Here is a 23,535-nt window from a genome sequence, read left to right on the forward strand (position 1 = left end):
GGCGCCCGGTTGATCGGGCGCCTCTACGCGGCTATGAGCGCGCGTGCTTACAGATGCTCGACGCTTTCGACTTCATACTCGACGTCGCCGCCCGGCGTTTTCACCACGGCCACATCGCCCTCTTCCTTGCCGATCAGCGCGCGGGCAATGGGTGATGTCACCGAGATGCGGCCGGATTTGATATCCGCCTCGTCCTCACCCACGATGCGGTAAGTGACGCTGGCATCGGTATCCAGGTTAAGCAGCGACACCGTGACACCAAAGATCACCTTGCCGGTCTTGGGCAGCTTGGTGACATCGATCACCTGGGCCACGGAAAGCTTGCTCTCGATCTCCTGAATGCGCCCTTCGATAAATCCTTGCTGCTCGCGAGCGGCGTGATACTCGGCGTTCTCCTTGAGATCGCCATGCTCACGCGCTTCGGCGATCGAGGCAATCACTCGGGGGCGCTCCTCACCCTTGAGATGATTGAGTTCTTCGCGAAGGCTCTTTTCTCCCGCGACCGTCATCGGGACCTTGTTCATTGACTCGCTCCTGCATGCAGATCCTGAAGGCGCCGCACCGTAATCTCCCGACCGTACTCGAGCGCCATGCAAACGGCATTAGCCCCCGCCAAGGTGGTTGCATAAGGCACCTTGCGCGCAAGAGCAGTACGGCGAATGATCGAAGAGTCGTTGATTGCCTGACGACCTTCGGTGGTGTTCACAATGTAGGCGATTTCGTCGTTCTTCAGCAGATCGACGATATGGGGGCGGCCTTCGTAGACTTTATTGACGCGCTCCACTGCCAGGCCAGCCGCTTCAAGCGCTGCGGCCGTGCCGTGTGTTGCGCATAACGTGAACCCCAATGTTAGCAGAGAACGGCCTACTTCGATAATCCCCTCCTTGTCCGGCTCGCGCACGGAAAGGAACGCCTTGCGCTCACCCTCGAGCGCCGGGATCGCTTCACCCGCGCCCAGCTGCGCCTTGAAGAAGGCTTCGGCGAAGGTATCGCCCGAGCCCATCACTTCGCCCGTGGACTTCATTTCCGGCGAAAGAATCGGGTCAACGCCCTGGAACTTGTTGAACGGGAACACCGCTTCCTTGACGCTGTAGAAGTGCGGGATGATTTCGCGCTCGAAGCCCTGGCTTGCAAGCGTCGTGCCCGCCATGCAGCGTGCGGCAATCTGAGCAAGCGAGGTGCCGATGCACTTGGAAACGAACGGCACGGTACGCGAGGCGCGCGGGTTGACCTCGATCACGTAGATCTCGTTATCCTGCCAGGCCAGCTGTACGTTCATCAGCCCCTTGACACCCAGCTCAACGGCCATGCGCTTGACCTGATCGCGCATCTCGTCCTGCACATCCGCCGGCAGCGAGTAAGGCGGCAGCGCACAGGCGGAGTCGCCGGAGTGAACGCCCGCCTGCTCGACGTGCTGCATGATGCCGCCGATCACCACCTGCTGACCATCGGACACGGCATCGATATCCACCTCGACCGCCGCGCTCAAGAAGTGATCCAGCAGCACCGGCGAATCGTTGGAAACCTTGACCGCGTTGGTCATGTAGTTCTCGAGCTCGGAGGCGTCGTAGACGATCTCCATGGCCCGGCCACCCAGCACGTAGCTTGGACGCACCACCAGCGGATAGCCAATCTTCTCGGCCTTGGCGAAGGCTTCCTCGAAACTGCGCGCAGTGGCATTGGGCGGCTGCTTCAGGCCGAGCTTGTCGATCATGACCTGGAAGCGCTCGCGGTCTTCCGCGCGGTCGATGGCATCCGGCGTGGTGCCGATGATCGGCACGCCGGCAGCTTCGAGTTCGCGGGCCAGCTTCAGCGGCGTCTGACCACCGAACTGGACGATCACGCCGACCGGCTTCTCCTTGTCGGCAATCTCGAGTACGTCCTCAAGCGTTACCGGCTCGAAGTAGAGACGATCCGAGGTGTCGTAATCGGTAGACACGGTTTCCGGGTTGCAGTTGACCATGATGGTTTCGTAACCGTCATCGCGCATGGCAAAGGCGGCGTGAACACAGCAGTAATCAAACTCGATGCCCTGGCCGATCCGGTTCGGGCCACCGCCCAGTACCATGATCTTCTGACGATCGGACACGTCCGCCTCGCACTCCTCCTCGTAGGTGGAGTACATGTAGGCGGTGCTTGATGCGAACTCGGCAGCACAGGTGTCCACACGCTTGTAGACCGGGCGAATGCCGGCGGCCTGGCGCGTCTGGCGGAACTCCTTTTCGCTGACGTTCAAGAGCTTGGCCAGACGCGCATCGCCAAAGCCCTTGCGCTTGAGGCGGTAGAGCTCTTGCGCGGAGAAATCGGCCAGCGTGCGCTTGGCGACGGCCGCCTCAGAAAGCACCAGGTCTTCCATCTGAACCAGGAACCAGGGGTCGATGTTGGTCAGCGCGAAGATCTCGTCCACGCTCATGCCGGCGCGCATGGCGTCCGCCACATAGAAGATGCGCTCGGCGCCTGCGGCCTGAAGTTCGCCCTTGATCAGGGCCATGTTGTCCGGATTGAAGTCGGTAATGATCGGATCGAGGCCGTCGTTGCCGGTTTCCAGCCCGCGCAGCGCTTTCTGCAAGGACTCCTGGAAGGTGCGACCAATCGCCATCACCTCACCTACGGACTTCATCTGAGTGGTCAGGCGGTCGTTGGCCTGGGGGAACTTCTCGAAGGTGAAGCGCGGAATCTTGGTGACGACGTAGTCGATGGACGGCTCGAAGGACGCCGGGGTCGCGCCGCCGGTGATGTCGTTCTGCAGCTCGTCCAGGGTGTAGCCCACCGCGAGCTTGGCGGCGATCTTGGCGATCGGAAAACCGGTCGCTTTCGAGGCCAGCGCCGAGGAGCGCGACACCCGCGGGTTCATCTCGATGACCACCAGACGGCCGGTCTTCGGGTCCATGCCGAACTGAACGTTGGAGCCGCCGGTTTCCACGCCGATCTCGCGCAGTACCGCCAGGCTCGCGTCGCGCATGATCTGGTACTCTTTATCCGTCAGCGTCTGCGCCGGGGCCACGGTGATGGAGTCACCGGTATGCACGCCCATGGGGTCAAAGTTTTCGATTGCGCAGACGATGATGCAGTTGTCGTTCTTGTCGCGAACGACCTCCATCTCGTACTCTTTCCAGCCCAGAAGCGACTCGTCGATCAAGAGCTCGTGGTTGTTGGAAAGCTCGAATCCGCGAGTACAGATCTCTTCGAACTCTTCCTTGTTGTACGCCACGCCGCCGCCGGAGCCGCCCATGGTGTAGGAAGGCCGAATGATGGTCGGAAAGCCAAGCTCCGCCTGAATTTCCCAGGCCTCGTCCATGGTGTGGGCCACTTTCGCCTTCGGACACTCAAGGCCGATGCGCTTCATGGCCTGGTCGAACAGGTCGCGGTCCTCGGCCATGTTGATGGCATCGGCGTTGGCACCGATCATCTCCACGCCGTGCTTTTCGAGCACGCCATGCTTTTCCAGATCAAGCGCACAGTTCAGCGCGGTCTGGCCGCCCATGGTCGGCAGGATGGCGTCGGGCTTTTCGACCTCAATGATCTTCTCGACGGCCTGCCAGGTAATCGGTTCGATGTAGGTAGCATCCGCCATGGCCGGGTCGGTCATGATGGTGGCGGGGTTGGAGTTGACCAGAATGACCCGGTAACCCTCTTCACGCAGCGCCTTGCACGCCTGGGCGCCGGAGTAGTCGAATTCGCAGGCCTGGCCGATGACGATGGGGCCTGCGCCAATGATCAAGATACTGTTTAAGTCGGTACGCTTAGGCATAACGGTTCCCGCAAAAAATGGTGACGATGAGCGACAAGAGACGGCAATACGGTGATGCTGGGCGCCTTAGCGGCGCGCCTGCATCATCTCGATGAAGCGGTCGAAAAGCGGCGACACGTCTTTCGGGCCGGGGCTCGCTTCCGGGTGGCCTTGAAAGCTGAACGCCGGGCGGTCGGTGCGCTCGATGCCCTGAAGCGTGCCGTCGAACAGCGAACGGTGCGTGGCGCGCAGATTCGCGGGAAGCGTCGCTTCATCGGCCGCAAAGCCGTGGTTCTGACTCGTGATCATGACCGTGCCGGTGTCCAGATCCTGCACCGGGTGGTTGGCACCGTGGTGACCGTGGCTCATCTTGACAGTCTTGGCGCCGGAGGCGAGCGCCAGCAGCTGGTGGCCCAGGCAGATACCGAATACCGGGGTGTCGGTTTCGAGCACTTCCTGAATGGCCTTGATGGCGTAGTCGCAAGGCTCCGGGTCGCCTGGGCCGTTGGCCAGGAACACACCGTCCGGATTCATCGCCAGTACGTCCGCAGCGCTGGTCTGCGCCGGCACCACCGTCAGGCGGCAGCCGCGGGCGGCCAACATGCGCAGAATATTGAATTTCACGCCGTAGTCATACGCCACCACATGGTAAGGGCGCTCGCCCTGGGTGGTATCGGCATAGCCTTCGCCCAGCGTCCACTCGCCTTCTGTCCACTCGTAAGCCTCCTGGCAGGAGACCTCCTTGGCCAGATCCATGCCTTTCAAGCCAGGAAAGGCCTTGGCCGCCGCCAGCGCGCGCTCGACCGCGTCATCGCCTTCGGCATCGGCACCTGCCAGAATCGCACCGTTCTGGGCGCCCTTGTCGCGCAGAATGCGCGTCAGGCGGCGAGTGTCGATATCGGCAATGCCGAGCACGTTCTGGCTTTCCAGGTAGTCAGACAGCGTCTGCTCGGAGCGGAAGCTGCTGGCCAGTAGCGGGAGGTCGCGAATCACCAGGCCCGCTGCGGCAATCGAGGCGGACTCGATGTCTTCAGCATTGATACCGGTGTTGCCGATGTGGGGATAGGTAAGGGTAACGATCTGGCGGGAATAAGAGAGGTCAGTGAGAATTTCTTGATAGCCGGTCATGGCCGTATTGAACACCACCTCACCGCTCGTTACTCCCTCCGCGCCAATGGCTACTCCATGAAACACACTGCCATCTTCCAGGGCCAATATTGCGGGTTTGCTCAATGCGGGGTTATTCAAGTCAAGATCCTCCCATGCTGGTGGGAGCCTGTGGGCGCAGGCTCGGCGATCCGGTGTCGGCGTTTGTCGGTAAACGTCGGGTCGTAAAAAAGCGGGACGAAGCCGATAAAGAAAAAATCGGTTTCATCCCGCTTGTTGTTCTCTTCCGTGGCAGGTGGCCATGGTTTCGCGTACGGCATCATACAATCTTAATGTAGAGCTGGTGCAACAAGCGCAGCGCTTCGCCGTCTATTTCTTGCTCACATGCCACCGCCCGGCCAAAATTTTTGGAATGTTACAGGATTTAATCGCCTTCGGCCAGCCCTTTATTTTATCACTGGGCTTAACAGAGTTTTTCTGACCGTTATCCGTTCAGCGCCAGCACGTCCTGCATATCGTAGCGGCCGCACTCCTGACCCGCGACCCAGCGGGCGGCGCGCACCGCGCCCTTGGCAAAGGTCATGCGGCTCGACGCCTTGTGGGTAATCTCGATGCGCTCGCCTTCGGTGGCGAACATCACCGTGTGCTCACCCACGATGTCGCCGGCGCGCACGGTGGCAAAGCCGATCTCTTTATCGGTGCGCGGCCCGCACTGCCCTACCCGCTCGAACACGCCGTGCTCTTTCAGAGTGCGGTTGAGACTCTCGGCCACCACCTCGCCCATCTTGATGGCAGTACCGGAGGGGGCGTCTACCTTGTGGCGGTGATGCGCTTCGATCACTTCAATATCGTAGCCCTCATCGCCAAGCGCCCGGGCAGCGGTTTCCAGAAGCTTGAGGGTCAGGTTGACGCCCACACTCATGTTGGGGGCGAATACCATGGGAACGCGGTCGCGGTAGCTGTCCAGCTGAGCAAGCTCGTCATCGCTCATGCCGGTGGTGCCGATCACCATGCGCTTGCCGTGTTCGGCGCAGAACGCCAGATTGGCGAGCGTGACCTGGGGGGCGGTAAAGTCGATCAGCACGTCAAAATCGTCAACGATGGCGGCGAGCGAATCCACCGCCGTGACGCCTCGCTTGCCAACGCCTGCCAGCTCACCGATATCGGCACCGGCCAGAGAGCTGCCGGGCTCGACGATCCCGCCGGCAAGGGTGGCACCAGCATCCTGCTCTAAAGCACTTACCAGCGTACGGCCCATACGGCCGGCCACGCCCACAATGGCAACTCGGGTCATGCGAACTCCTGCGACGGTCAAAGATTAGCCGCCGATTATAACAGACGCACCGAGGGTTTCAGCGCCGGACGCGTTCAAGCCTGGCTTTTCCAGATGACCGTCAACGCTTCATCCTTGGCCATACGCACCAGATGGCTTTCCACCACGCCCTCGAGCTTGTCCAGATGCTCTTTTTCCTGGGTTTCAATCGATACTGAAAGCACCGCAGGCTCGGCGTGCATCACGCAGGTACCCATATCAGGGAACAGGATCTTGGCATCCTGCTGGGTGTGCTCGACCTCCAGCTTGTGCGCCCAATGCTTGCAAAGGCGGTTGATAATCCGCTCACCGGAAGCGGTGGCGATCTCGGCACGGGATAAAGGCATGCGTAACTCTCCACAGATAGGAATGGCCGCTAGACAAGCCATGAAGACACTGTCTCGACAGCTCTGGCGGTTTCCATGATAATGGTCCGCTATGCGAATGGGAATTATATTCAAACACATACTCGAAACGGTGTGTTCGACGTAACGCACTGACGCAGGGCCATGAGACAACGGCCAACGGTTAACCCTCTTGAGCAAGTGATGAGCAGGCCTATGAGATCCTACATGTTGAATATCCTGGCAAGCACCGTGGCCGCCCTGAGCTGCACGGCGGCGCTTGCCAACGAGATAACGGTTACCGACGTCACCGGACGCGAGATCACGCTGGATGGCCCCGCCGAACGGGTCATTCTCGGTGAAGGCCGGCAGATCTACCTGCTGGGCCTGCTCGAACCCGATGCACCTTTTACCCACGTAGTGGGCTGGCGTGAAGACTTCTCCCAGGCCGACCCGGACAACTACGCCCGCTACGCCGAGCGTTTTCCTGAAATCGCCGACATCCCCACCTTCGGCGGTTTCAAGGATGGCACCTTCGATGTCGAGCAGGCCGCCTCCCTCGAGCCGGATGTGGTGTTCATGAACCTGGAAGCCAAGGCGGCCACCGAAGACGCGGCTTACGACGCCAAGCTTGCCCAGCTGGGCATTCCGATCATCTACGTCGATTTTCGCGAAGATCCCATTGCGCACACCATTCCCTCGATGCGCATCATGGGACAGGTAATGGGCGATGAAGAGGCCGCCGAAGCGTTCATCACGTTTGCCGAAGAGCAGATGGCCCGCGTGACCGACGTCATCGATGAAGCCGACCCCGAGCGCCCAAGCGTGTTCATTGACCGCGCCGGTGGCTACTCCGACGAGTGCTGCATGAGCTTTGGCCCGGGCAACTTCGGCGAGTACGTTACCCTTGCCGGTGGCACCAACATTGCCGATGGCATCATCCCCGGCAGTTTCGGCACGCTGAACCCCGAGCAGATCATTGCCGCCAACCCGGAGCACGTGGTGGTGACCGGCGGCAACTGGGATGCCTACGTGCCCGGCGGTGACTGGGTGGGTGTTGGGCCGGGCTCGGACATGCAGGCGGCCCGTGCCAAGCTTGAAGCGCTGACGACGCGTACCGCCATGACCGGCATTCAGGCGGTGGAAGACGACAATTTCCACGCCATTTGGCACCAGTTCTACAACAGCCCCTACTACTTCGTTGCCGTGCAGCAGCTCGCCAAATGGCTGCACCCGGAGCTGTTCGAGGACCTGGACCCGGAAGCCACCATGCAGGAACTCCACAACCGCTTCCTGCCCATCGATTACGCGCCGGGCTACTGGGTATCGCTCCATGACGACTGACACCCTTGCCACCGTGACCTATACCAAAGGGCGCGCCTTCTACCGCAGCCAGGTCTTCCGGCGCCAGATGATTCTACTGGCGCTGGTCGTCGCCCTGTTCTTCAGTCTCTGCGTGGACCTGGCTCTCGGCCCTGCCCGCTACAGCCTGGGTGAAGTAATCGCGGCGCTGCTGACGCCGCAGAACGTCAGCCAGCAGGCGCGGGTCATCCTGTGGGAAATCCGCATGCCGGTGGCGCTGATGGCACTGGTGGTGGGCGCCAGCCTGTCGGTGGCCGGCGCGCAGATGCAGACGATTCTAAGCAACCCCCTGGCCAGCCCCTTTACGCTGGGCATTTCCGCCGGGGCCAGCTTCGGCGCCGCGCTCGGGCTTGCCTTTGGCGTGGCAATCATTCCTGCCGCCATCGAGTTCGTGGTGCCCCTCAACGCCTTTATCATGGCCATGTTCACCGCGTTTCTGATCCACGCGCTGAGCCTCAAGCGCGGCGTCACGGTGGAAACCATCGTGCTGCTGGGCATCGCCATGGTGTTCATCTTCAACTCCTTGATGGCGCTGATTCAGTTCTTCGCAAGTCAGGAAGCCGTCTCGGCGGTGGTGTTCTGGACCATGGGCAGCCTGACCAAGGCTACCTGGCCCAAGTTCTGGGTCGCGCTGGGCATTCTCGTCGCAGTCATGCCGCTGCTTGCCCGCCACGGCTGGGCGCTGACCGCCATGCGCCTGGGCGATGCCAAGGCCGAGAGCATGGGCGTCAAGCCCCGGGCGCTGCGTCTAGAAGTGCTGATTCTGGTGTCGCTGCTAGCCGCCGTGGCGGTGGCGTTCGTGGGCACCATCGGGTTTATCGGTCTGGTGGGGCCACATATCGCGCGTATCCTGCTGGGCGAAGATCAGCGCTTCTTCCTGCCGGGCTCGGCGCTGTGCGGCGCGCTGATTCTCTCGGTGGGCTCGGTGATCTCCAAGATCATCATTCCCGGCACCATCATCCCCATCGGTATCATCACCTCCCTGGTGGGCATCCCCTTCTTCCTGTTTCTCGTGCTCAACCACAAGAAGGCCTCATGGTAACTTTACAGCTCACCCGCGTATCCGCGCGCTACGGGCGCCGCACCATTCTGGAAGATATCACCACGCCGTGTTTCCAGGGTGGCCAGGTCGTCGCACTTCTAGGCCCTAACGCTGCAGGCAAATCGACGCTGTTCCGGCGTATCCTGGGGCTGTTGAAAGGCGAAGGCCAGGTGGCCATCAGCAACACCAGCGCCGAGCGCCCGGTGGCCTACATGCCCCAGGATACCGGCGCAAGAGCGGTGCTGACGGTGTATGAGTCAGTACTTCTGGCGCGCATGCAGGGGCGCAGCCTGAAGGTACAGCCCGAGGATCTCGCCCAGGTGGACAGGGCGCTTGAAGAGCTCAACATCACCGCCCTTGGCGAGCGCGATATCGGCGATTTGAGCGGCGGGCAGCGCCAGCTGGTGAGCGCGGCCCAGGCGCTGGTGCAGGAACCCGAGATTCTGATGCTGGATGAACCCACCTCGGCGCTGGATCTCAACCGCCAGATCAACCTTCTGACGGTGCTGCGCCGTCTGGCCGACGAGCGCGGCATGCTGATTCTGGTGGCGCTTCACGATCTGGGCCACGCGCTGCGCTTTACCGACGCGTCCATGGTGCTCGAAAACGGCCGCCTGATTGCCTGCGGCCCCACTGAAGACGTGATCACCCCGGCGCTCTTACGCCAGGTGTACAAGGTGGCGGCACGTATCGAGCCCTGCTCGAAAGGCCGCCCTCAGCTGATCGTCGAAGAAGCCGTCTAGCGCTTCTGGCCTGAAACTCTCGAAACCGGCAGGCGATCCCTTCGCCTGCCGGGATCACGATCAATCGCCTCGCAGCTCCTCCCGCATATCCGCCACTTCTCCCGCTGACACCGCCGGCGCCGCATTCCCCCAGCTGTTGCGCACGAACGTCAGCACGCTGGCGATCTCTTCATCGTTCAAATTCCAGGCAAACGACGGCATGGCGGGAGCCGTGGGCTTGGCATCGGTGGCCACCGGGCGACTGCCGGCCAGCACGACCCGAATCAGCGAGGTGGTGTTATCACCGTTCACCAAGGGGTTGCTTGCCAACTGCGGGAAGATGCCCTCCTCGCCGCCGCCGTTGGGCGTATGACACCCGGAGCAGCGATCAAAGTAGATATGGCTGCCGGCAGTGACCTGCGGATTGTCTTCAGGCAGCGGCTCTGGCGGCGCGTGGTCCCAGTCGCTCGACTCAAGACCTGCACCGCTGAGCAGGTAGCGCGCCACGGCGTAAAGGTCATCCTCGGTCCAGTGCTGGGAAGAGTGATGCACTTCATCGGCCATCGGGCCGGAAGCGAAGCCATAACGGTTGCCGCCGGTTTGCAGGTACTCGACCAGCTCATCCTCGCTCCAGCCCCCGATACCTACATGGGCGTTCGGCGTGATGTCGGGCGCGTACCAGCCCTCGATGGTGGCCCCGGCAAACTTGTCGCCACCCGCGCCGCCCATGAAGTTGCGTGGCGTATGGCAGGTACCGCAGTGTCCCAGGCCCTCGACCAGGTAGGCCCCCCGGTTGATCTCGTCGGACTGCTCCGGGTCGGGCTCGAAGCTACGCTCGTCGAAGTTCAGCCAGTTCCAGCCCATCATCACCGAACGAATACTGAACGGGAACGGCAGCTGGTTGGCCTCAATGGCGTTCTCGACCGGCGTCACCGTCTGCAGAAACGACCAGAGGTCGTGGATATCCTCCTCGTTCATCAGCGTATAGGAAGGGTACGGCATGGCCGGATAGAGATGATAGCCGCCCTTGCCGACCCCTTCGGTCATCGCGGCCTTGAAGTCCTCATAGTCCCAGCGCCCCAGCCCGGTGGTCGCATCCGGGGTGATATTGGGCGCGACCAGCGTGCCGAAAGGCGTCTCCAGCGGAACGCCGCCGGCAAACGGCTGGTCATCGTTGACGGTATGACAGGCCGCGCAATCCCCCAGCACGCTGATGTAGCGACCGCGCTCGATGTCCTGATATTCGGTGCTGGCCGCCCAGCCCGCCAAAGGCACCAGCGCCAGGGTAACCCCCATGAGCGTTTTCATGTGCTGATCATCTCCCCGGGGTTGCGCAGATAATGGTTGACGATGCCGTCGGCGGCCTTGAAGGCCAGCGCCCCCACCGTACCGGTGGGGTTGTAACCCGGGTTCTGCGGAAACGCGGAGGCCCCGACCACGAAAAGATTGGGCACACCCCACACCTGCAGATGCTTGTTGACCGAGCTGTTGCTCGGATCGGCGCCCATGACGAAGCCGCCCACCACATGAGAAGACTGATAAGGGCGGCCATCCCAGGGCCCGGTGCGCGGATTGGCGACGATCTGGCGCGGATTCATGCGCCGGGCGATTTCCGCGGTCTTCTCGGTCACGTACTGCGCCATGCGCAGGTCGTTTTGCGTAAAATCAAAGGTGATGCGCAAAAGCGGCCTGCCCAGCCGGTCGCGGTAGGTCGGGTCCAGCGAGAGGTAGTTGTTGGGCGAGGAGTAGTTGCTCGCCTCGCAGCCAATCGACATGGTGCTGGCGTAGTTATCCACCGTGGCACGCTTCCAGTTCGAGCCCCAGCGCGGCGTACCGGGCGGCGTGGGCCTTGCGTTGATCGGCGTAGCGCCGATGGGCGTGACCCGAGTGCTGCCGCCGCCGAAAAAGCCAAGCCCCGAATGGTCGAAGTTATCGTTGTTGAACTCGTCGATGCCCATGCCCACGGCGCCCGCGCCGATGTACGGGTTGAAGTTCTTGTCATCGAAGAAGAGCTGCACGTTGTTGGCGGTCTGGTAGGCGTAGTTACGCCCGGTGGTGCCGCGGCGCGTGGCCGGGTCGTAGGCCTCGCCGATGTTGGAGGTAAGCATCAGACGCACGTTCTCGAAGGTGAACGCGGCGATGATCACGATCTCGGCGGGCTGCTCCCAGCGGCGCCCGGCGGAGTCAACGTAAACGATGCCGGTCGCGCGGCGCCCATCCGAATCGGTCGTCACCTTCAGCACCTCGCAGTGGGTGCGCGCCTCGAAATTCTCCTTGCGGATCAGCGTCGGCAGCACCGTGGTGATGGCGCTGGCCTTGGAGTAGTTGGCGCAGCCGTAATTGGTACAGAAGCCGCAGAAGGTGCACGGCCCCATGGTGACGCCGAGCGGATTGGTGTAGGTCTCGGAGACCAGCGACGACGGCACCGGAAACGGCTGATAGCCCATTTCCCGGGCCGTCTCGGCAAACAGCGTCGGCGAGTAGGGTTGCTTCAGCGGCGGCGTGGGGTAGTCGCTCGAGCGCGTGCCCTCAAAAGGGTTACCGCCCTCCTGCCGGCCGCTTGCCAGCTGCCCCGCCCGGCCGGAGGTACCGGCGATCTTCTCGAAAGCGTCGTAGTGCGGCTCCATCTCTTCCCAGTCCGTGCCCCAATCCTGCAGGGAGAGCTCGTCGGGAATCGAGTCCGCGCCGTAGCGCTCTTCCAGGTGGCTCTTCAGCCGGAACTCTTCGGGCTGAAAGCGAAACGTGATGCCCGCCCAGTGATTGCCCGCGCCGCCGGTGCCGTTGCCGGGGTGGAACGACCCCCACTTACGCATCGGCAGTGCCGTTTGCGTGGGGTTGTTGCGCAGGGTGATGGTGTTCTGGGCGGTGCGCAGCATCAGTTCCTGGCGCTGGGCGTAGCGCAGCTCATCGGTGACCGAGGCGATATTGAAATCCTTGGCGGTATCGCGCCATGGGCCGCGCTCGACCCCCACCACTTTAAGGCCCGCATCGACGAGCTGATTGGCGATGATCGCGCCGGCCCAGCCGAGCCCGACCACCACGGCGTCGGTAGGAGGTAGTTTGGTTGCCATATGCTCTGCTATCCCTGCGTTTGCCAGTCAGGACGCCCGCCGATACTTACCGGCTCGAATCCCAGGTCTTCATTGTGTCGTTCGACGTAGTTGCGGTAGTCGTAGCGGGCGCCGGGGAACCCCAGCATCTTCCAGGAGACCATATCGCGGTTGCCGCCATAGATAGGATCGGCGAAGAAGCCCTCCATGGTGTTCGTGAGCACCAGCTCGAAGAACAGCTGCGTATCGATATCGTCGAGCTGAATCTCCTCTTGCTCCAGCTGGGCCAACAGCTGATCTCGCTGCTCCTCGCTCAGCTCGGCGAAAACAGCGCCATGCTCGTTGCGGCAGTGATCATTGAGCGCCCCCAGCCCCAGGCGGTAGCGCTGCTTGGGTGTCAGGGCGGACTGGTCGCCCTGCTCCGGGGTACCGTCCTGAAAGGGGCCATGCATGTAGAGGCGCTCATAACCGCCGTAGGCACCGGCCAGCTGGCGGTCGATAAATACCGCACAGCCCGCCTCCTTGCCGCTCATGCTCAGATCATCGGCGGGAATCAGGCGCTCGACGATGGCCTCGACCGTCGCCGCTTCCTCATCGGTAAAGAATTGCCAGGCGGTATCGGTATCAACGGGTTCGACAGCCACGTTGTCGAAGGGCTTCCACTCCGGCGTTCCCTGAAATGTCAGCCCCTTGGCGGCACCTGAAGCGCCCACCAGCAAGGCCGCCGAAGAGCCCAGCAGCTGCCTTCGCGTCAGGCCACCGGGCGCGGCGTCATCGTCTTTTTCTTTCATCACGGTTCCCTTGATTATTTTGGCCCGCTGGCGCGTACAGAGCGTCCAGAACGGGTCATTACAGTCAGCGCGTCCAGACCGCCAAACTATGTAACCTGCTAACTATTATGTAAAACATAGGAGACGTGACAACTTGCCGCAACATTAAAGCGCAATTTGGCGGGAAAAATGAGGTGAGGGGCTGCCCCGAGGCGGCGCTGAAGAAGCGCCGCCATCGGCTTATCGTTGAAAAAGGTGCCTGAACCGGCGGCCTTCCATAGCTGCCAGTGCCACGCCGGACAGCATCAGCGGCAGGGCCAGCACAAAACCGCCGGATACGGGAATACCGAAAAGCACCCAATCGGCCATCACCGGCCAGACCAGCGCAATATACTCAAACGGCGCCAGGCGCGAGGCCTCGGCGTAGCGCAGCGCCAGTGTCATGGCGATATGCGCCGCCCCGCCAAATAGCCCTGAGAGCACCAAGAGTCCGAACGCTTTCGGATCAAGCGCCGCCCACCCCAGGGGCAGTGTGGCCAGCCCCGCGAGCGCAGACACCAGAATAAAGTAAAAGGCGATAGAGGCAGCCGTCTCGGTGCGCGAAATCCGCCTGACGGTAAGCAGCGCTCCCGCCGTTAGCAGCGCACTTAGCGCACCCAGCGCATATCCGGTCATCTGGCCACTTTCAGCACTGGCATCAAGACCGGGCAGCACCAGCACGGCCATGCCCGCAAGCGCCAGCACAATGGCACCCGCCCGATAAAACGAGAACTTCTCGCCCAGCAGCAGCACGCCGCCCACGGCCATGAACACCGGGGTCAGCTGAGCAAGCAGCGTCGCCTCGGCCACCGGCAGCAGTGCCACCGCAGCAAAGGAGGCAAACATCGCCGCCGCCCCCAGCCCCGAGCGCAACGCATGCCCCAGCGGCCGCCGCGTAGCCAACCCGCGCGGAAACTCTCGGCGAATCATCAGAAACACCACAATCGGCAGCAACGCAAACAGCGAACGGAAGAACACCGACTGCCCTACCGGCACCGCATCGCTCACCGCCTTGATACACACCAGCATGCCGGTAAACAGCACGCCGGACAGAATGCGCAGCAAGATGCCAAGCCCAGGCCGGTCTTGAAGGTTATCCATTACTCTTGTTCCTTAAACGTCAAAAACCCCCGGCCAGGGCCGAGGGTCTAGAGAACCTAACGTTTACCACGGCGTCAGGATCAGGGCTTCATCTCTTCAAAGAACTTCTTCACGCTGTCGAAAAAGCCGGTTTTCTTGGGCGAGTGGCTGTGGCTGTTGCTGCCTTCCAGGCTTTCCTGGAACTTGCGCAGCAGGTCGCGCTGTTCGTCGCCCAGGTTGACCGGGGTTTCGATCACGACCTTGCAGAGCAGGTCGCCCGGGGCGCCGCCGCGAACCGGTTTCACGCCCTTGCCGCGCAGGCGGAAGAGCTTGCCGGTCTGGGTTTCCGGCGGGATCTTGAGCTTCACGCGACCATCGAGCGTGGGCACTTCAAGCTCGCCACCGAGGGCGGCATCCACGAAGTTGATCGGCACGTCGCAGTGCAGGTTCTTGCCGTCACGCTGGAAGATGTGGTGCGCCTTGATGGCGACCTGTACGTACAGATCCCCCGCCGGGCCGCCGTTGACGCCGCTTTCACCTTCGCCGTTAAGACGAATGCGATCACCGGTATCCACACCGGGCGGAATCTTCACCGACAGCGTACGGGTTTCGCGCACGCGGCCTTCGCCGTTACATTTATGGCACGGTACCTTGATGTGCTGGCCGCTGCCGTGGCAGGTCGGGCAGGTCTGCTGAACCGCAAAGAAGCCCTGCTGCATGCGCACCTGGCCATGGCCATGACACGTTGGGCAGGTCTCCTTGGTCGAACCGGGCTCGGCACCGTCGCCTTCGCAGCGGTCACAGTTGATATGCCGCGGTACGCGGATATCCACCGTGGTACCCGCCACTGCGCTTTCCAGATCAAGCTCGAGGTTGTAGCGCAGGTCAGAGCCACGCGCCGGTGCGTTGGGACCGCGCCGCCGGCCACCACCGCCGCCACCGAAAATATCGCCAAACACATCGCCGAAGATGTCGCTAAAGTCGCCAGCGCCACCCCCACCAAAACCGCCGCCGCCGAAGCCGCCGCCCTGGCCGTCCACACCGGCATGACCAAACTGGTCATACGCCGCGCGCTTCTCGCCGTCGCTCAGCACTTCATAGGCTTCTGACACTTCGCGGAATTTTTCCGCCGAGGTGTTATCGTCCGGGTTTCGATCAGGGTGAAATTTCTGCGCCAGGCGGCGGTAGGCCTTTTTGATCTCTTTCTGATCGGCCCCTTTATCGACACCCAGGACTTCGTAATAATCGCGTTTGGACATGGGTCCTACGCCTCCTGGTTAATTATGCACTCGATGACCATGCATCTGATTAGGGTCTCAACCGCGGAAACAGCAACGCGGGAGGAGTCTCCCGCGTTACCTTCTTCCTTGGCAGAAAGAGGATCTTACTGCTGTTTCTTGTCGTCGTTGACTTCTTCGTACTCGGCGTCAACCACGTCATCGTCCTGCTTGGTGTTGGCTTCTTCAGCGCCTTCAGCACCCTGCTGGCCGGCTTCTGCCTGTTCAGCGTACATCTTCTGGGCCAGCTGGCCGGACGCTTCGGTCAGGGCATCGAGTTTCTTCTGGATGTTGTCCTGATCGTCGGTCTTGACCGCTTCTTCCAGCTCGCTGATCGCGGTTTCGATGTTCTGCTTCTCTTCATCAGTCGCTTTGTCGCCCGCTTCCTGCACGGTCTTGCGCGTGGCGTGAATCATGCCGTCGGCCTGGTTACGCAGCTGCACCAGCGCTTCGAACTTCTTGTCCTCGTCCGCGTGGGCTTCCGCGTCGCGCACCATCTGATCGATCTCTTCATCGGACAGACCGCTGGACGCCTTGATGACAATCGACTGCTCTTTGCCAGTCGCCTTGTCCTTGGCGGACACGTTCAGGATACCGTTGGCATCGAGATCGAAAGCAACTTCGATCTGCGGAACACCGCGCGGTGCCGGCGGAATGTCGCTGAGGTCGAAACGACCCAGTGACTTGTTCTGCGCAACCTGTTTACGCTCACCTTGGGCGACGTGAATGGTCACGGCCGTCTGGTTGTCATCCGCGGTCGAGAAGGTTTGCGTCTTCTTGGTCGGGATGGTGGTGTTCTTCTCGATCAGCGGCGTCATCACGCCACCCAGGGTTTCGATACCCAGGGTCAGCGGGGTCACGTCGAGCAGCAGCACGTCTTTCACGTCGCCGCCGAGTACGCCACCCTGGATCGCAGCACCTACGGCCACCGCTTCGTCGGGGTTGACGTCTTTACGCGCTTCCTTGCCGAAGAAGTCAGCCGCTTTCTTCTGCACCATCGGCATGCGGGTCTGACCACCGACCAGGATCACTTCGTCGATTTCAGAGGCAGAAAGACCTGCGTCTTTCAGCGCCATCTTGCAAGGCTCGAGCGAGCGCTGAACCAGCTCTTCGACCAGCGACTCAAGCTTGGCACGCGTCACCTTTACGTTAAGGTGTTTCGGGCCGGTGTTGTCGGCGGTGATGTAAGGCAGGTTCACATCGGTCTGCTGGGCGCTGGAAAGCTCGATCTTGGCTTTCTCGGCCGCTTCTTTCAGACGCTGCATGGCCAGGTTGTCGCCAGACAGGTTGATGCCGCTGTCCGCCTTGAACTGGTCGACCAGGTAGTTGATCAGCGCCAGGTCGAAATCTTCGCCGCCCAGGAAGGTGTCGCCGTTGGTGGCGAGCACTTCAAACTGAGTTTCGCCTTCAACGTCGGCCACTTCGATGATGGAGATATCGAACGTACCACCACCCAGGTCATAAACCGCGATGGTCTTGTCGCCGCGCGACTTGTCCATGCCGTAGGCTAGGGCCGCTGCAGTCGGCTCGTTGATGATGCGCTTGACGTCGAGCCCTGCGATACGGCCGGCGTCCTTGGTCGCCTGGCGCTGGCTGTCGTTGAAGTAGGCCGGTACGGTGATGACCGCTTCGGTTACGGTCTCGCCGAGGTAGTCTTCGGCGGTCTTCTTCATTTTCTTCAGCACTTCCGCGCTTACCTGCGGCGGTGCCATCTTCTTGCCTTTGACTTCTACCCACGCATCGCCGTTGTCGGCTTCAGCGATCTTGTACGGCACCATCTTGATGTCTTTTTGAACGACGTCGTCCTTGAAGCGACGGCCGATCAGACGCTTGATGGCGTACAGGGTGTTTTCCGGGTTGGTAACCGCCTGGCGCTTGGCCGCCTGGCCTACCAGGGTTTCGCCATCGTCGGTGTAAGCGATAATGGAAGGCGTAGTACGGCCACCTTCGGCATTTTCGATAACCTTAGCACTGTCACCATCGAGTACCGCCACACAAGAGTTGGTGGTACCCAGGTCAATACCAATAATACGTCCCATAGCAAAAACCTCGAATTCAGTTGTTTCAATACTTGTAACGTTTGCGGGCTTCCCCGCAGGGTTGCCCCTTATCTGGGGGGCCGCCGGTGACTTTTCAAGGGCTTTTTTGCGCTTTACGTCACTAAAATCGGCTTAATTTGCCTTCTGGCTGACCACGACCATTGCCGGGCGAACCAAACGGCCGTTCAGCAGGTAACCTTTCTGCATCACGTCCATCACCGTATTGGGTTCAAGCTCGGGGTTGGGCACCATGGCCATGGCTTCGTGCACCTGCGGGTCGAAGGGCTCGCCGTGAGGTTCGATGCTTTCGACGCCGAAACGGTTGAGAACGTCGAGCTGCATCTTCAGCGTCATGGAAACGCCTTCACGGTGTACGTCCGAGGCGCCGTCCTGCATGGATTCCAAGGCCTTCTCCAGGCTATCCACCACGGGCAGCAGGTCCTTGACGAACTTTTCCAGGGCAAACTTGCGAGCCTTGTCAGCTTCCTGCTCGGCGCGGCGGCGCACGTTCTGGGCTTCGGCAGCGGCGCGCAGGGCCTGGTCCTTGGCTTCCGAAAGGCTCTGCTCAAGCTCTTCCACCTGGGCGGCCAGCATGTCAGCTTCCGGGTTGCCAAGACTTCCTTCAAGCGGCATTTCGTCGTTCACCAAGCCTTCAAGCTCGCCATCGACAAGGCGCTCCTGGGCGTCTTGATCGGTAATTTCAGCTTCCTGTTCCTGACGGGCCAACTCATTATCCAGCGGCGTTTGCGGTTCTTTTGCCATGCCATGCTCCTGAAAAGTGAAGGCGGGCCTTGGCAGGCCCGGCGTTATCTGTAAAACGTCGTCTATAAAAGCTCACCGAAGAGCATTAGATGCCTATGCACGCTATATGGGGGCCATAAAAGCCATCTCAAGAGGGGCATTGAAGTGAGTTATCGACTACTGTATAAAACACCAATTATTGGATAAGTATCCAGCTTCTGTGTCGCACCGCCTCAGGAGGCATCATGCTTACTCAGCTAGCGATTCAAGATTACGCCATTGTCGACCGCCTTGAGCTTGACCTGACCCACGGCATGACCGCCATTACCGGGGAAACAGGCGCGGGCAAATCCATTTTGCTCGGCGCCCTGGGCCTGTGCCTGGGTGAGCGCGCCGATGCGGGCAGCGTCCGCCACGGCTGCGAGCGCACCGATCTCTCCGCACGCTTTGATATTCAGCATCTGCCCGCCGCCATCGAGTGGCTGCAGTCGCGCGAGCTGCCGTTTGATGAGTGCCTGCTGCGCCGCGTGGTGACCGCAAGCGGTCGCTCGAAAGCGTGGATCAACGGTCATCCGGCCACCATCAGCGACCTGAAATCCCTGGGTGAGCAGCTCATTCAGATACACGGCCAGCATGCCCATCAGGCGCTGATGCGTGAAGAGATGCATCTTGCCCTTTTGGATGATTACGCCGGCCTGCATGCGGCCCGCACCGAACTGGCAGACACCTTTCGCGAATGGCGCCACGCCCGGCGGCGACTCAAGAAGCTCAGCGAGGAAGGCAGCGAGGTTGAAGCCAAGCGCCAGCTGCTGCGCTACCAGGTAGAAGAGCTTGATCAGTTGGGTCTTGGCGAAGGCGAGCTGAAGACCCTGGAGGAAGAGCAGCACACCCTGGCCCACGCTGAAGAGACGCTGCGCGAAACCCAGTTTGCTGCCGACTGCTGCGAAAGCGATGAAGGTGGCGCCCTCTCTCTGCTCAATCAGGCTTACGCCCACCTGAGCGCCCTGCCGGGCAGCGACAAGGGCACTCTGGCCAATACGCTGGCCATGCTGCGCGATGCGCGCATTCAGGTGGAAGAGGCTTCCGGCGAACTGCACCGCCTTGCCAGCACCACCGAACTCGACCCGGAGCGGCTGGCGTGGGTGGAAGACCGCCTGGCGGATGTACACCGCGTGGCGCGCAAGCATCACGTGGCACCGGAAGAGATTTACGCCCTGCATGAATCTCTGCAGCGTGAAGTGGCCCAGCTGGAGGCCAGCGACGATGACCTTGAATCGCTGAGCAATCAGGTGGCCGAATATCGCGAGCGCTACCGCCAGGATGCCAAGCGCATCAGCGAAGCCCGCCAGAAGGCTGCCGTACGCCTGGGCAAGGAAGTACAGCAGCAGCTGGCGTTTCTGGCCATGGGCAAGGCGCGCTTTGAAGTGGCGCTCTCCCCACGCGAAACGCCCTCTCCTGAGGGGCTCGATCATGCCCAGTTTTTGATCAGCGCCAACCCGGGTCAGCCGGCGCGCCCGCTTACCAAAGTGGCTTCCGGCGGCGAGCTTTCGCGCATCAGCCTGGCCATTCAGGTGGTAGCCGCCTCCCACTCCACCATTCCGAGCCTGGTGTTTGACGAAGTGGATGTGGGTATCTCAGGCGCCACCGCTGAAATTGTCGGCCAGCTGCTGCGCAAGCTGGGTGAAAACGGCCAGGTGATGACGGTCACCCACCTGCCCCAGGTGGCCGCACAGGCCCACCAGCATCTGCATATCGAAAAGCGCGCCAAGCGCGATACCACCCTCACCCATATGGCATTACTGGATGAGCGCGGCCGGATCAGCGAGCTTGCCCGCATGCTGGGCGGCGTGACACTGTCCGACCAGACGCTGGCCCACGCCCGCGAAATGCTCCACGCCAGCCAGCGCCCGCCCCACTGACGCTACCGCCCACTTAATCACCGCCACGCAAAATACCCCCATGCCGCTTCCTGTTGATAACAGGGGCGGCATGGGGGTTTTAGGCAGCGACTAAAACAGGCGGGCTGGCTGAGCGCCTATTTCTTGCTGGTGCTCACGTTGATCTGGCGTGTTACGTCCGACCCGCTGGGGCGCACGTAAAGAACCAGAGCGTGATCGACAAGCTCATAGCCGTGCTCTTCGGCGATCTCTTGCTGGCGCCGCTCGATGATGTCATCAAGAAACTCGATGATTTCACCGCTTTCCAGACACACCATATGGTCGTGGTGGTCTTCTTGGGTCATCTCAAAGACTGCGTGGCCACCGTCAAAATTGTGACGAATCACAAGCCCCGCTGACTCGAATTGAGTCAGTACGCGGTAAACGGTTGCCAGGCCAACATCTTCGCCCGCATCAATCAGTGTTTTATACACTTCTTCTGCGCTAAGGTGATGCTGACCCGAAGCATTTTCGAGAATCTGCAGGATCTTGACGCGCGGCAGGGTCACTTTCAGCCCGGCTTTGCGCAGTTCATGGTTCTGATCGGCCATGGTTGCTCTTCGCAGTAACAGGTTAGGTCGGGTATGATCGACCGAAACCACGATAGTGAAGAACAGGCTCAAATGCAAAAATTGACTCGCATCATCACCCTTTCCGTTGCCCTTACTGTAGTAAGTGGCTGTAGTTACGTTGGTGTTTACAAGCGTGACATCCCCCAGGGCAACCTGGTCACCGAGCAGATGGTCAGCAAGCTGCAGCCGGGCATGACCCAGGATCAGGTCGTTTATGTCATGGGCCGCCCGCTGATGGAAGCACCGTTTGATTCCAACCAATGGGATTACGTCTACCGTCTGGACGAAGCTTATGGTGACGTTGAGCAGCGGCGCGTAACACTCACCTTCGACCCCTCAGGGCGGCTGAGCAACGTGCAGCAGCAGGGAAATTTCTCGCGCGATATACCAGTCAGCAGCGATAGCGGCCTGGGTCCTGCCCTGGAAGGCGCCGATCCGATGGACGCGCTACCTGCCGAGCGCGTCCAGACCCAAGCGCCGGAAACGGCGCCGGCACCGCAGCCGGTCATTCGCGCCGAGTAACCTTACTGGCCGCTTGCCTGGCGCTTGGCACGCTCCAGGCGGGCGGCCTTGGGGTCGATCTCCAGCGGGCGATAGACTTCCACGCGGTCTCCGACGCGCAGCGTATGCGCATCGGGGTCGCGTAGCGCCTTGCCAAAAATCCCCAGTGCCGCCTGGCTGAACGCCGATTCCGGCAGTTCAGGAAAAAGCTCGGGCAGGCCGGCAAGGGCGACGGCCTGCCGGGCCGTTGTGCCTGATGGCACCTCCAGCGCCACGATGCGCTGCTTGTGGGGCAAAGCGAAGGCCACCTCTACCCGAAGAGTGCTAAGGGCCATACAGCTCGTCAGCGCGCTTGGTGAAGGCGTCCACGAGCTGCCCGGCAATCTGCTGGAACAGCTTGCCAAACGCCATGCCTAACAGGCGGCTGGCAAACTCAAAGTCCATCTCCAGGCTCACCTTGCAGGCGTTATCCCCCATCGGAGTAAACAGCCAGCGCCCTTTCAGACGCTTGAACGGCCCTTTCACCAGGGAAAGTTCGATCCGCTCCGGGGCAAACAGGTCGTTACGCGTGGTGATGGTCTGCTCCACCCCCGCACGACCCAGCGTCATTTCACCAATCAGGTGGTCGGCGTCATGCTCAAGCAGGCGCGCACGACGACAGCCCGGTAAAAATTCGGGGTAGTGTTCGAAATCGTTGACTAGATCGAACATTTGCTGGGGGGTGTGCCGCACCAAGGCGGAACGATTGACGGTTGGCATTGACCTCTCCGCTGACTTCACAGTGCCCAAAGCGTATCATGGGAAACATTTTTCAGACCTTGAATGGTATCACGCCTCCCCATATAACGAAGGGGGTGCCACCGACAGATTATAGATGAGGTTCCATGGCCACTAAGAAAGGTAACAGCAAGGGCCCTAGCAGCAGCGTTATTGCCCAGAACAAGAAGGCAAAGTTCGAATACCATATCAACGAGGTCTTCGAGGCCGGCCTGGCGCTTGCCGGCTGGGAAGTCAAAAGCCTGCGCGCGGGCAAGGCCCAGCTTACCGATACCTACATTCTGGTGCGCAACGGCGAAGCGTTTCTGCTGGGTAGCCACATCATGCCGCTCAATACGGCCAGCACCCACGAGATTGCCGACCCAACGCGTACGCGCAAGCTGCTGCTGCACCGCAAGGAGATTGCCAAGATCTTCTCGATCACCCAGGACAAGGGCCACACCTGCGTGCCGCTCAAGCTCTACTGGAAGCGCAACAAGGTGAAGTGCGAGCTTGCCCTGGTCACGGGTAAACAGCTACACGACAAGCGCGCCACGGAGAAGGATCGCGACTGGAGCCGTCAAAAAGGTAGAATTATGCGGGAACACAACAAGGCATAACTGGTCAATTTGCTGTGAGCACGTTAGAATGCTCGCCTGTAGTTAAGGGGGCGACATGGTTTCGACGCCGGTGACAACCCTTGCGGTGCATGCCGAGAGCGTGATGTATCTCGTAAATCCCACATCACGAAAAATAGTCGCAAATGACGAAAACTACGCTCAAGGCGCGCTGGCAGCTTAAACCCTGCTAGCTTCTTGTCTGGCCCCAAGGTGATGTGCCTATTCATCACTGAGGGGATATGAGCTAAAGCTGATAGGACCGCGGTTGGTGGTGTCTTCTCGTCAACCGTTAAACTTTAGAAGGCTCGCGTTGCTGAATCCTGATCGTCGGAGTCAGTGACGTTAAAGCAAATGACGAAATCTAAGCATGTAGAGCCAATAGGCGCGTGCTGGCGGACGCGGGTTCAATTCCCGCCGCCTCCACCAGACACCCCTACAAATCAAGCACCTAGCGGTGCTTTTTTTGTTTCTGAAATATGAAACTACCGCGAACAATAAAATCAGCCGGTATCGAACGACGTTCTATATGCCCTT

22 protein-coding genes and 1 other RNA gene are annotated in these 23,535 nt (G+C 60.9%); 8 read left to right on the top strand and 15 right to left on the bottom strand.

Annotation, left to right across the window (positions count from 1 at the left end):
- Window positions 1-47: 47 nt before the first annotated feature.
- The 3 genes from greA to carA form a co-directional block, all read right to left on the bottom strand.
- On the bottom strand, window positions 48-524 hold the full coding sequence (greA, locus tag B0H98_RS09580; RefSeq protein ID WP_106374850.1) for a transcription elongation factor GreA: 477 nt from the start codon (window positions 522-524) through the stop codon (window positions 48-50).
- On the bottom strand, window positions 521-3,751 hold the full coding sequence (gene carB / locus B0H98_RS09585) for a carbamoyl-phosphate synthase large subunit (protein ID WP_106374851.1): 3,231 nt from the start codon (window positions 3,749-3,751) through the stop codon (window positions 521-523). The genes greA and carB overlap by 4 nt, the downstream gene beginning before the upstream one ends.
- Window positions 3,752-3,817: 66 nt before the next feature.
- On the bottom strand, window positions 3,818-4,963 hold the full coding sequence (gene carA, locus B0H98_RS09590; protein ID WP_208623604.1) for a glutamine-hydrolyzing carbamoyl-phosphate synthase small subunit: 1,146 nt from the start codon (window positions 4,961-4,963) through the stop codon (window positions 3,818-3,820).
- Window positions 4,964-5,138: 175 nt separating this feature from the next.
- On the opposite strand from carA, the gene B0H98_RS16975 reads away from it, so the two are divergent.
- Window positions 5,139-5,318 carry a hypothetical protein gene (locus B0H98_RS16975; RefSeq protein WP_146130247.1) on the top strand — a complete coding sequence of 60 codons (180 nt, stop codon included), beginning with the start codon at window positions 5,139-5,141 and terminating at the stop codon, window positions 5,316-5,318.
- A 3-nt stretch (window positions 5,319-5,321) separates the two neighbouring features.
- Here the strand turns inward: B0H98_RS16975 and dapB are convergent, their stop codons facing one another.
- Together dapB and B0H98_RS09605 are read right to left on the bottom strand one after the other, a co-directional pair.
- Complete coding sequence (dapB, locus tag B0H98_RS09600) at window positions 5,322-6,131, bottom strand: 4-hydroxy-tetrahydrodipicolinate reductase (RefSeq protein WP_106374854.1); 810 nt, start codon at window positions 6,129-6,131, stop codon at window positions 5,322-5,324.
- Between the two features lie 74 nt (window positions 6,132-6,205).
- Entirely contained in the window at window positions 6,206-6,496 is a 291-nt protein-coding gene (locus tag B0H98_RS09605) for a DUF2218 domain-containing protein (protein ID WP_106374855.1), read from the bottom strand.
- 225 nt (window positions 6,497-6,721) lie between these two features.
- On the opposite strand from B0H98_RS09605, the gene B0H98_RS09610 reads away from it, so the two are divergent.
- Genes B0H98_RS09610 through B0H98_RS09620 form a run of 3 tightly spaced genes read left to right on the top strand, consistent with a single transcriptional unit; the run spans window position 6,722 to window position 9,640 of the window.
- On the top strand, window positions 6,722-7,837 hold the full coding sequence (locus B0H98_RS09610) for an ABC transporter substrate-binding protein (protein WP_244183064.1): 1,116 nt from the start codon (window positions 6,722-6,724) through the stop codon (window positions 7,835-7,837).
- On the top strand, window positions 7,827-8,897 hold the full coding sequence (locus B0H98_RS09615; protein ID WP_106374857.1) for a FecCD family ABC transporter permease: 1,071 nt from the start codon (window positions 7,827-7,829) through the stop codon (window positions 8,895-8,897). The genes B0H98_RS09610 and B0H98_RS09615 overlap by 11 nt, the downstream gene beginning before the upstream one ends.
- A complete protein-coding gene (locus tag B0H98_RS09620) occupies window positions 8,891-9,640 on the top strand; it encodes an ABC transporter ATP-binding protein (protein ID WP_106374858.1) in 750 nt (249 codons plus the stop codon). The genes B0H98_RS09615 and B0H98_RS09620 overlap by 7 nt, the downstream gene beginning before the upstream one ends.
- A gap of 60 nt (window positions 9,641-9,700) precedes the next feature.
- On the opposite strand, the gene B0H98_RS09625 is transcribed toward B0H98_RS09620, so the two are convergent.
- The 7 genes from B0H98_RS09625 to grpE all read right to left on the bottom strand — a co-directional run bounded on the left by B0H98_RS09625 (window position 9,701) and on the right by grpE (window position 18,636).
- Window positions 9,701-10,927, bottom strand: coding sequence for a cytochrome c (locus B0H98_RS09625; RefSeq protein ID WP_106374859.1), 1,227 nt, complete (start codon window positions 10,925-10,927; stop codon window positions 9,701-9,703).
- The gene (locus B0H98_RS09630; RefSeq protein ID WP_106374860.1) at window positions 10,924-12,690 is read right to left on the bottom strand and encodes a GMC family oxidoreductase; all 1,767 of its coding nucleotides are present in this window, start codon (window positions 12,688-12,690) and stop codon (window positions 10,924-10,926) included. Before B0H98_RS09630 ends, B0H98_RS09625 begins: the two co-directional genes overlap by 4 nt.
- Window positions 12,691-12,698: 8 nt before the next feature.
- Window positions 12,699-13,460 (bottom strand): gluconate 2-dehydrogenase subunit 3 family protein, encoded by a 762-nt coding sequence (locus B0H98_RS09635; protein ID WP_106374861.1) that lies wholly within the window; start codon window positions 13,458-13,460, stop codon window positions 12,699-12,701.
- 219 nt (window positions 13,461-13,679) lie between these two features.
- The gene (locus B0H98_RS09640) at window positions 13,680-14,579 is read right to left on the bottom strand and encodes a DMT family transporter (RefSeq protein ID WP_106374862.1); all 900 of its coding nucleotides are present in this window, start codon (window positions 14,577-14,579) and stop codon (window positions 13,680-13,682) included.
- 80 nt (window positions 14,580-14,659) lie between these two features.
- Window positions 14,660-15,817 carry a molecular chaperone DnaJ gene (gene dnaJ, locus B0H98_RS09645; protein ID WP_106374863.1) on the bottom strand — a complete coding sequence of 386 codons (1,158 nt, stop codon included), beginning with the start codon at window positions 15,815-15,817 and terminating at the stop codon, window positions 14,660-14,662.
- A gap of 125 nt (window positions 15,818-15,942) precedes the next feature.
- On the bottom strand, window positions 15,943-17,874 hold the full coding sequence (gene dnaK / locus B0H98_RS09650; RefSeq protein WP_106374864.1) for a molecular chaperone DnaK: 1,932 nt from the start codon (window positions 17,872-17,874) through the stop codon (window positions 15,943-15,945).
- 132 nt (window positions 17,875-18,006) lie between these two features.
- On the bottom strand, window positions 18,007-18,636 hold the full coding sequence (gene grpE / locus B0H98_RS09655) for a nucleotide exchange factor GrpE (RefSeq protein WP_106374865.1): 630 nt from the start codon (window positions 18,634-18,636) through the stop codon (window positions 18,007-18,009).
- Between the two features lie 224 nt (window positions 18,637-18,860).
- Here grpE and recN point away from each other — a divergent pair, with 224 nt between their 5' ends.
- Window positions 18,861-20,534 carry a DNA repair protein RecN gene (recN, locus tag B0H98_RS09660; RefSeq protein ID WP_106374866.1) on the top strand — a complete coding sequence of 558 codons (1,674 nt, stop codon included), beginning with the start codon at window positions 18,861-18,863 and terminating at the stop codon, window positions 20,532-20,534.
- Between the two features lie 116 nt (window positions 20,535-20,650).
- On the opposite strand, the gene fur is transcribed toward recN, so the two are convergent.
- Window positions 20,651-21,103: a ferric iron uptake transcriptional regulator gene (gene fur, locus B0H98_RS09665; RefSeq protein ID WP_106374867.1), complete on the bottom strand. Its 453-nt coding sequence runs from the start codon at window positions 21,101-21,103 to the stop codon at window positions 20,651-20,653.
- Between the two features lie 72 nt (window positions 21,104-21,175).
- Between fur and bamE the strand changes: the two genes are divergently transcribed.
- Complete coding sequence (gene bamE / locus B0H98_RS09670; protein ID WP_106375063.1) at window positions 21,176-21,646, top strand: outer membrane protein assembly factor BamE; 471 nt, start codon at window positions 21,176-21,178, stop codon at window positions 21,644-21,646.
- Between the two features lie 2 nt (window positions 21,647-21,648).
- Here the strand turns inward: bamE and B0H98_RS09675 are convergent, their stop codons facing one another.
- Window positions 21,649-21,960 carry an RnfH family protein gene (locus B0H98_RS09675; protein WP_106374868.1) on the bottom strand — a complete coding sequence of 104 codons (312 nt, stop codon included), beginning with the start codon at window positions 21,958-21,960 and terminating at the stop codon, window positions 21,649-21,651.
- Window positions 21,950-22,384, bottom strand: coding sequence for a type II toxin-antitoxin system RatA family toxin (locus B0H98_RS09680; protein WP_106374869.1), 435 nt, complete (start codon window positions 22,382-22,384; stop codon window positions 21,950-21,952). Before B0H98_RS09680 ends, B0H98_RS09675 begins: the two co-directional genes overlap by 11 nt.
- A 125-nt stretch (window positions 22,385-22,509) precedes the next feature.
- On the opposite strand from B0H98_RS09680, the gene smpB reads away from it, so the two are divergent.
- Both smpB and ssrA read left to right on the top strand, forming a co-directional pair.
- On the top strand, window positions 22,510-23,001 hold the full coding sequence (gene smpB / locus B0H98_RS09685; RefSeq protein WP_106374870.1) for an SsrA-binding protein SmpB: 492 nt from the start codon (window positions 22,510-22,512) through the stop codon (window positions 22,999-23,001).
- 46 nt (window positions 23,002-23,047) lie between these two features.
- Window positions 23,048-23,427: a transfer-messenger RNA gene (gene ssrA, locus B0H98_RS09690) on the top strand.
- Window positions 23,428-23,535: the final 108 nt, after the last annotated feature.

The sequence above is a fragment of the Vreelandella songnenensis genome (assembly GCF_003002925.1).
Taxonomy (GTDB): domain Bacteria; phylum Pseudomonadota; class Gammaproteobacteria; order Pseudomonadales; family Halomonadaceae; genus Vreelandella; species Vreelandella songnenensis.